Source organism: Scandinavium sp., from assembly GCF_051650185.1.
Taxonomy (GTDB): domain Bacteria; phylum Pseudomonadota; class Gammaproteobacteria; order Enterobacterales; family Enterobacteriaceae; genus Scandinavium.
The window spans coordinates 47070-55200 of record NZ_JBOFIN010000058.1 but is presented as its reverse complement, the minus strand read 5'-3'; the positions used below and the strand labels follow the sequence as shown (position 1 = coordinate 55200).

The window sequence follows — 8131 nt, the reverse complement described above, 5'->3', positions numbered from 1 at the left end:
AGGAGATGCGGATGTTAAAGCGTGAAATGAACATTGCCGATTATGATGCCGAACTGTGGCAGGCTATGGAGCAGGAAAAAGTACGTCAGGAAGAGCACATCGAACTGATCGCCTCCGAAAACTACACCAGCCCGCGCGTGATGCAGGCTCAGGGTTCTCAGCTGACCAACAAATACGCTGAAGGGTATCCGGGCAAGCGCTATTACGGCGGCTGCGAATACGTCGATATCGTTGAGCAACTGGCTATCGACCGTGCGAAAGAGCTGTTTGGCGCAGACTACGCGAACGTGCAGCCGCACTCTGGCTCCCAGGCGAACTTCGCGGTCTACACCGCGCTGCTGCAGCCGGGCGATACCGTGCTCGGTATGAACCTGGCGCAGGGCGGCCACCTGACTCACGGTTCTCCGGTTAACTTCTCCGGTAAGCTGTACAACATCATCCCTTACGGTATCGATGAGTCCGGTAAAATCGACTACGAAGATATGGCTAAGCAGGCACAGGAACACAAACCGAAGATGATTATCGGTGGCTTCTCTGCTTATTCCGGCGTGGTTGACTGGGCCAAAATGCGTGAAATCGCTGACAGCATCGGCGCTTACCTGTTCGTGGATATGGCGCACGTTGCGGGTCTGATTGCCGCAGGCGTATACCCGAACCCGGTTCCACACGCTCACGTCGTGACCACCACCACCCACAAAACGCTGGCTGGCCCTCGCGGTGGTCTGATCCTGGCGAAAGATGGTAGCGAAGAGCTGTACAAAAAGCTGAACTCCGCTGTCTTCCCAAGCGCTCAGGGCGGCCCGCTGATGCACGTTATCGCGGCAAAAGCCGTGGCGCTGAAAGAAGCGATGGAGCCAGAGTTTAAAACCTACCAGCAGCAGGTCGCGAAAAACGCCAAAGCGATGGTGGAAGTGTTCCTGAACCGCGGTTACAAAGTGGTGTCTGGCGGTACTGAGAACCATCTGTTCCTGCTGGATCTGGTCGACAAAAACCTGACCGGTAAAGACGCTGACGCCGCGCTGGGCCGTGCCAACATCACCGTTAACAAAAACAGCGTTCCAAACGATCCGAAGAGCCCGTTTGTGACTTCCGGTATCCGTATCGGCTCCCCGGCAGTGACTCGCCGCGGCTTCAAAGAAGCTGAAGTGAAAGCGCTGGCTGGCTGGATGTGCGATGTTCTGGACAACATCAATGATGAAGCCATCATTGAGAGCGTCAAAGGGAAAGTCCTGGATATCTGCGCCCGCTTCCCGGTTTACGCATAATCCCGTTGTGCCCATGAAAAAGGCCGCTGATGCGGCCTTTTTTGTTGCCTGATGGCGGCTACGCCTTATCAGGCCTACAACGCTTTTCCGTAGGCCGGGTAAGCACCAGCGACACCCGGCAATCGTTTATCGCCGATCAAGAGAAAGCGAACCCGGCCCGGCGATTGCCAACAGCAGAAAACCGCCCGCAATACTGATGTTCTTATAGAAGTTAATCATGTTTGGCACCACGGCATCACCGCTCATATCCCAATAGTGATGCCCAATCACTGCCGTTCCCAGGGTATAAAAGATGAAAATCACCGCCAGCGGACGAGTGAAGAAACCCAGCACGATAAGGATCGCGGCAGGCACTTCCATAATCACCGCGATGATAGCCGACAGCATCGGCACTGGCGCACCGCTTGAGGCCATATACTGCACGGTGCCCTGAAAACCCGGCAGTTTGGGATAACCGAAAATAATAAACACGGCCACGAGGGCAATTCGGGCGATCAGCAGTAGTAACGAGCGTGAGGAACCAAAATCGAAATAACGGATGGCGTTCATAGCAAGTCCATTGTGTAAAGGGGGGTCCTTAAACCCTAATACACAACGGAAAAATCTGCCATTACGCTACGATGACAAGGTGTTCAATCTCATTCCGGGGAGGATACGAAAATGCATCCGGAGGACGGCACCGCGCATAAAGAAATAATTTAAAACCGTTCCTGAGAGTATTTCCGTGATCAGCACATTTATCGCTGCCCCCATTATTCCCATTCTCTGAATGAGAACGTATGAAATTAGCACACTGGTCAGGCCGGTAATAAGGGCTTTGATGGAAATGTAGCGATATCCTGTGTACTTGATCATATATCTGGATGAAATGGTTCCCAGTCCGGAAAATAAGCAGCTAATACATAAGATAATGCCGGGTTTGTAAGCCTCGATGTAGGCCTCTCCGTACAACGAAGAAATAATGAAGTGTCCGATGAAAATATATCCAACAATACAAATCATAGCGATCAGGATAGTCACCCGACAGAGTCTGGCGGTTTTATCCTCGGCTCGATTATTATCACGTTCATTATAAATAGAAGGCATCAGAGTCGTGACCAGTGCTACAGTAATAAAGCTCCAGGTCATTGATATCGCCAATGCACAAGAGTAAACACCCAGCGCTTTATCCCCGATCAGGGAGGAAATCAGCAGTTGATTAATGCGAGTGTAAATTGCCACCGAAAGTGCGCTGACAACCAAAGCGCCGCCGGTCTGAAAAATATATTTTGCGTAGCGAGTTCCGTGCTTTTTGACGTTGAACTGTGTGGCTTCGCCAGTGGTTGCAGATGAACGAAAAAACCAGATACAGCGCAAGATTAGCGGTACCAGTGTGGTCAGGATTATCGGTATGCCTAGCCATTCTGCTGGCATCCCCAGTTTGACGATGAGATAGCGGATAGACAGACCGCTAATCAGGCCAGAAAGATTGGCCAGAGTGTTACGTTCTGACTGCAATAATGCATTGTTAAAAAAAGAAAATAAGTCAACAGTAAGAAAAAAGTAAGAGGTAAATACCGCGGCGAAAAGGACCACCGTGACAGGTTCACGGCCCACGCTGATAAACCCTAACACTGGCAAGCCAAGGAGCAGGTATGTCATCCCCACCAGCGTTATGGCGATTTTAGTCAGTCTGATGCCAGAGAGAACTCTGAGTGAGGCCCGCTTGATAATCAGCGTATCGGTACCCATTTGCGCAATAAACTGCACTATCTGAAATACAGATACCGCCAGCGCAATCCGCCCATAAATTGTAGGGCCAATGTAGCGGGCAACATACGCGGTTACCAGTATCAAACCCAGAATTGCTATTATCTTTTCGACAATAATCCACAGGAAATTTGAAATTTTCCTGTCATTCCTTTTGAATCTGTTAAACATATTCCCGCCTTTTTTGTGAAGAGGGCGAATATGGCTTTGTTCGATAAGTAAGTCAATGTGATGTGCTAAGCTGCGATAGAATAATGATTTTCAATAAATACTATATTGCATGCTTTTGCTTTGATTTATAGTAGACACATTATTTATTTTCTGGGTGGATTTATTGTGTTTGTTTTAATCGTATTGTTGTTGGTGGTAATACTTCTGGGATATTGGTTTTATCCCTGGTTTTCGAGAGGCAGTTATGATGTGACAACATTTATTGAAAAAATGGAAAGTGAAGAATCAGAAGAATAAAAACACCCGAGATTTATTTATAAAATTCAGGTGTGGCGACGTTATATTTTCATGTTTTCGTTTGCCAACAGCGCTTCGACATATAAATAACCAATCCCCATGACCTGCTGAGCGCGGGTCAGTTGCCCGAAACTTATCTCCGTCTCGTTTTGCTTTAAACCGTCATTATGATCAAAGGGATTGAAGCCGATGCGCTGTTTGATAGTCGCCAGCCACTGCTCACCAAATTCACAACTGCGGCCATAAAACCAAATCTGATTAATGTTTAAGATATTCAGGAAGTTGTACAGGCTCAGGCCAATGGCATTCGCCGATTCTTCTACCCAGCGCACGACACGCTCATCGCCTTCGCGCCAGGCGCTGACGAGCTGGTGAGATTTAAGCGTATCAGGATCTTGCTGCGCTGGCTGCGGTGACGCTTTGAGCCAGATGCGAGCCTGCTTTTTCAACGCAGACAGGGAGGCTACCGTTTCCAGGCAGCCGTAGCGCCCGCAGTCACAGGCCATTCCGTCGGGGTCGATGATGGTATGCCCGATTTGCCCACTGCCGTACAGGCTGCCGCGATACACCTGATCGTTAATGACAAACGACGAGCCAATTCCGTAATCCACGTTGATAACGCAGAAATCTCGCCCGCGAGCGGTGTTTTGCCATTTCTCTGCCAGCGCCAGCATCACGCAGTCATTGTCTACCATCACCCGCACGCCCAGCTTCTCCTCCAGCAGATATTTCACCTCGATAGGCGCTTTCCACGGGGCCTGTGGCATGGTTTGCGACACACCGGTGACCGGGTCAACCTGACCGTGGATAGCCAGCGCCAGATTGATGGTTCGGTTGGGCCAGAGTTTACGGTGACGGTGCCAGCATTTTTCTATTTCGCCCAGCAGAGCCTGCGGGGAAGGGGCGTCTATCGCCACGCGTTCGAAATCACCCTTTGGGCTCAGGCAGGCGTTCGCCAGCTGGCATTCGATACTGGTCGGGGTGATATTCAGGCACAGCGTCCAGTCACCCTCCGGGGCAATCAGCCAGACTCCGCCGCTGTGACCCCGAGTGGGTTTTTCTTCCTCAACATTCAGCACCCGATTCTCTTTCGCTAACTCATCCAGAATGTTGCTCACGGCCGGAATGGAAATCTGCGCCAGACGAGCCAGCGTCGACTTGTTCGCGCGTTTGACACGGTACAACAGCTCCAGAAGCACACATTTGTTGTGATGCCGGATTTGCTGATTGTTGATGCAAGCCTTCATATCACTAAATCCCGTTTACTGTATTGCGTGATTATTGCGCGAAAACAGTGCCAGATTGTTCATTAAACTGCCATCAATCTTTTTGTTTAGTGTGTCTTGTTAATATTGAGGGCGATATGGAATCAGTCAAAGCGTGGCAAGAAAACCTCAGCATCCCGACCTATGAAACCGGGCCGCAGGATAGTCATCCTATGTTCCTCGAAAATCGCGTTTATCAGGGATCGTCCGGGGCGGTGTATCCCTACGGCGTGACCGATACGCTCAGCGAAGAAAAAACGCTGAAACAGTGGCAAGCGGTGTGGCTGGAAAATGACTACCTCAAAGTGATGATTTTGCCGGAGCTGGGCGGGCGCGTGCACAGAGCGTGGGACAAGGTCAAACAGCGTGATTTTGTCTATCACAACGAGGTTATCAAACCCGCGCTAGTGGGATTGCTCGGGCCGTGGATCTCCGGAGGCATTGAGTTTAACTGGCCGCAGCATCACCGCCCCACCACGTTTATGCCCGTCGATTTCACTATGGAGTCGCATGAAGATGGCTCGCAAACGGTTTGGGTTGGCGAAACGGAGCCGATGCACGGCCTGCAGGTGATGACCGGATTTACCCTAAGACCCGACCGCGCGGCCCTGGAGATCGGCAGCCGTGTTTACAACGCCAACGCCACGCCGCGTCACTTTTTGTGGTGGGCCAACCCGGCGGTGAAAGGGGGTGAAGGGCATCAGAGCGTTTTCCCGCCGGACGTTACCGCGGTGTTTGATCACGGCAAGCGCGCAGTGTCTTCCTTCCCGATTGCCACCGGCACTTACTACAAAGTCGACTATTCCGCTGGCGTGGATATCTCGCGCTACAAAAACGTGCCGGTGCCAACGTCTTATATGGCGGAAAAATCAGAATACGATTTTGTCGGCGCCTGGTGTCATGACGAGGACGGCGGGTTGCTGCACGTCGCCAATCACCATATCGCGCCCGGCAAAAAGCAGTGGAGCTGGGGCTACAGCGAGTTTGGCCAGGCGTGGGATAAAAGCCTCACCGATGAAAACGGCCCTTACATCGAGCTGATGACCGGCATCTTTGCCGATAACCAGCCTGATTTTACCTGGCTTGATGCGTATGAAGAGAAGCGCTTCGAGCAGTATTTCCTGCCTTACCATTCGCTTGGCATGGTGCAGAACGCGTCGCGTGATGCGGTGCTCAAACTTCAACGCAGCAACGAGGGCATTGAGTGGGGGCTGTATGCGATTGCTTCTTTAACGGATCACCGTCTGACCGTCCGTGAAGAAGGGCGACAGGATGCTCTGATCGATGAAGCGATTTCGCTGACACCGGCCACAGCGATTCAGGGCGTGCTGCAACAGGCAGCGCCAGGAAGGCTGACGATTGAGCTTATTAATGCGCAGGGCCAATGTGTCTTACGCTACCAGGAACATCAGCCGACGGCGGTGCCGCTGCCGGAAGTGGCGACCGCCCCTTTGGCTGCTGAAGAGATTGCCAGTGCGGATGAAGCCTGGTTTATCGGTCAGCATCTGGAGCAATATCACCATGCCAGCCGTTCGCCGTTCGATTACTACCTTCGCGGCGTGGCGCTCGACCCGCTTGATTATCGCTGCAACCTGTCGCTGGCGATGCTGGAGTACAACCGGGCTGATTTCACCCGAACGATAGACTATGCAACCCAGGCGCTGAAACGCGCCCATCGGCTCAATAAAAATCCTCAGTGTGGTCAGGCAAGCCTCATCCGTGGCAGTGCCTATGAGCGGCAGGAGAAATGGCACGAAGCAGAAGAAGACTTCTGGCGTGCGGTGTGGAGTGGGAACAGTAAAGCAGGTGGGTATTATGGCCTCGCGCGTCTGGCGGCGCGTCGTGGCGAAAATGATGCTGGCCTGGAATTTTGCCAGCAGAGCCTGCTCGCGTGCCCGACCAATCAGGACGTTTTATGCCTGCAAAACCTGCTGTTGCTGCAAAGCGGCAAACAGCGTGAGTCCCGCGAACAGCGCGAAAAATTGTTGCGGGGGTATCCGCTGAATCCAACGCTTTGGTGGCTTAGCTGGTTTGATGAGCGCAGCGAAACCCGTCTTTCACAGTGGCGCGGGATGTGTCGTGGTCGCGATATCAACGCGCTGCTCACCGCCGGGCAGCTGCTGAGCTGGGGAATGCCAGCGCTTGCTGCGGAAATGCTGGATGCGTTGCAATGTCAGCAGACGCTGGCGCTCTATTTGCAGGCCAGCCTGAAGCAGCCGCAGGAGAGAGCCGCGCTTATCGAACAGGCGCGTGCGGCCTTCCCGCAGTTTGTCCGTTTCCCAAATAGTCTTACCGAAGTCGCCTCGCTGGAAAACCTCGAAGCGTGCTGGTTTGCCCGTCATCTGCTGGCCTGTTTCCACTACAACAAAGGCCGCTACGACAAAGCCGTCGGGCTTTGGCAGCGCTGTGTGGAGATGGAGCCTGAATTTGCCGACGCCTGGCGCGGGCTGGCCATCCACGCCTGGAACAAACTTCATGATCCTCAGAAGGCTACGCGTTACCTCGATACTGCCTGCGCATTGGCCCCACACGATCCTCGTCTGCTCTTCGAACGAGACTTGCTGGACAAGCTGGTGGGCGTCGCCCCTGAGCAACGACTGGCTCGTCTGGAGCAACATTTATCCTGTGCGCTTCAGCGTGACGATATGACCGCAGAATTGCTGAGTCTGTGGCATCTGACAGGGGAAACCGCCAAAGCCGCAGACATTCTGGCCACGCGTAAATTCCATCCCTGGGAAGGTGGGGAAGGGAAGGTTACCGGCCAGTTCATTCTCAACCAGCTGTTGCGCGCCTGGCAGTGTATTCAGCAAAAACAGCCGCAGCCCGCTCAGGCTTTGCTCCGTGCTGCATTGCACTACCCGGAGAATCTGAGTGAAGGTCGTCTGCCCGGACAGACCGATAACGATATCTGGTTTTTCCTTGCTGTCTGCGCTCAGGCGTCTGGCGATGAAGCTGAGACAAAGCGTTGTTTGCGGATGGCGGCAACCGGCGATCGCACTATCAATATTCACAGTTATTACAACGATCAGCCGGTCGATTATCTGTTCTGGCAAGGGCTGGCGTTGAAGATGCTGGGGGAAGAGCAAGCTTCCGGGCAGCTTTTCAGCGAGATGAAACAGCGGGCACAGCATATGGCGAAAAGCAGCATTGAGGCCGATTTCTTCGCCGTTTCCCAGCCAGACCTGCTGTCGCTGTATGCCGATTTACAGCAACAACACCGGGAAAAATGCCTGATGGTGGAGGCGCTGGCGGCTGCCGGGCTTGGCGATATCGAGGCTTATGAGAATGCCAGCCGTGCGCTTGCAACACTCAATCCGGCCTGGCCGAAAGCGGCGCTGTTTCGTGAGGTCATGCCTGCTGTACAGCAGTGGGTGAAGTCCTGAT

General features: G+C 52.9%; 5 protein-coding genes. 2 read left to right on the top strand and 3 right to left on the bottom strand.

Annotation, left to right across the window (positions count from 1 at the left end; translation table 11 throughout):
* Window positions 1–11: 11 nt before the first annotated feature.
* Window positions 12–1265, top strand: a complete 1254-nt coding sequence (glyA, locus tag ACRCWW_RS07100; RefSeq protein ID WP_438681778.1) for a serine hydroxymethyltransferase — start codon at window positions 12–14, stop codon at window positions 1263–1265.
* Window positions 1266–1391: 126 nt separating this feature from the next.
* Here the strand turns inward: glyA and ACRCWW_RS07095 are convergent, their stop codons facing one another.
* From ACRCWW_RS07095 to ACRCWW_RS07085, 3 genes are all read right to left on the bottom strand, one after another.
* Window positions 1392–1814, bottom strand: a complete 423-nt coding sequence (locus ACRCWW_RS07095) for a DoxX family protein (RefSeq protein WP_438681777.1) — start codon at window positions 1812–1814, stop codon at window positions 1392–1394.
* A gap of 66 nt (window positions 1815–1880) precedes the next feature.
* Window positions 1881–3185, bottom strand: coding sequence for an oligosaccharide flippase family protein (locus tag ACRCWW_RS07090; RefSeq protein WP_438681776.1), 1305 nt, complete (start codon window positions 3183–3185; stop codon window positions 1881–1883).
* Window positions 3186–3523: 338 nt separating this feature from the next.
* Window positions 3524–4729, bottom strand: coding sequence for an ROK family protein (locus ACRCWW_RS07085; RefSeq protein ID WP_438681775.1), 1206 nt, complete (start codon window positions 4727–4729; stop codon window positions 3524–3526).
* A 116-nt stretch (window positions 4730–4845) separates the two neighbouring features.
* Between ACRCWW_RS07085 and ACRCWW_RS07080 the strand changes: the two genes are divergently transcribed.
* Window positions 4846–8130: a DUF5107 domain-containing protein gene (locus tag ACRCWW_RS07080; RefSeq protein ID WP_438681774.1), complete on the top strand. Its 3285-nt coding sequence runs from the start codon at window positions 4846–4848 to the stop codon at window positions 8128–8130.
* Window position 8131 lies beyond the last annotated feature (1 nt).

Bases quoted from the DNA above. Each gene is read 5' to 3' on its own strand.
- ACRCWW_RS07085 (WP_438681775.1), bottom strand. From the start codon at position 4,729: ATGAAGGCTTGCATCAACAATCAGCAAATCCGGCATCACAACAAATGT.
- ACRCWW_RS07080 (WP_438681774.1), top strand. From the start codon at position 4,846: ATGGAATCAGTCAAAGCGTGGCAAGAAAACCTCAGCATCCCGACCTAT.
- glyA (WP_438681778.1), top strand. From the start codon at position 12: ATGTTAAAGCGTGAAATGAACATTGCCGATTATGATGCCGAACTGTGG.
- ACRCWW_RS07095 (WP_438681777.1), bottom strand. From the start codon at position 1,814: ATGAACGCCATCCGTTATTTCGATTTTGGTTCCTCACGCTCGTTACTA.
- ACRCWW_RS07090 (WP_438681776.1), bottom strand. From the start codon at position 3,185: ATGTTTAACAGATTCAAAAGGAATGACAGGAAAATTTCAAATTTCCTG.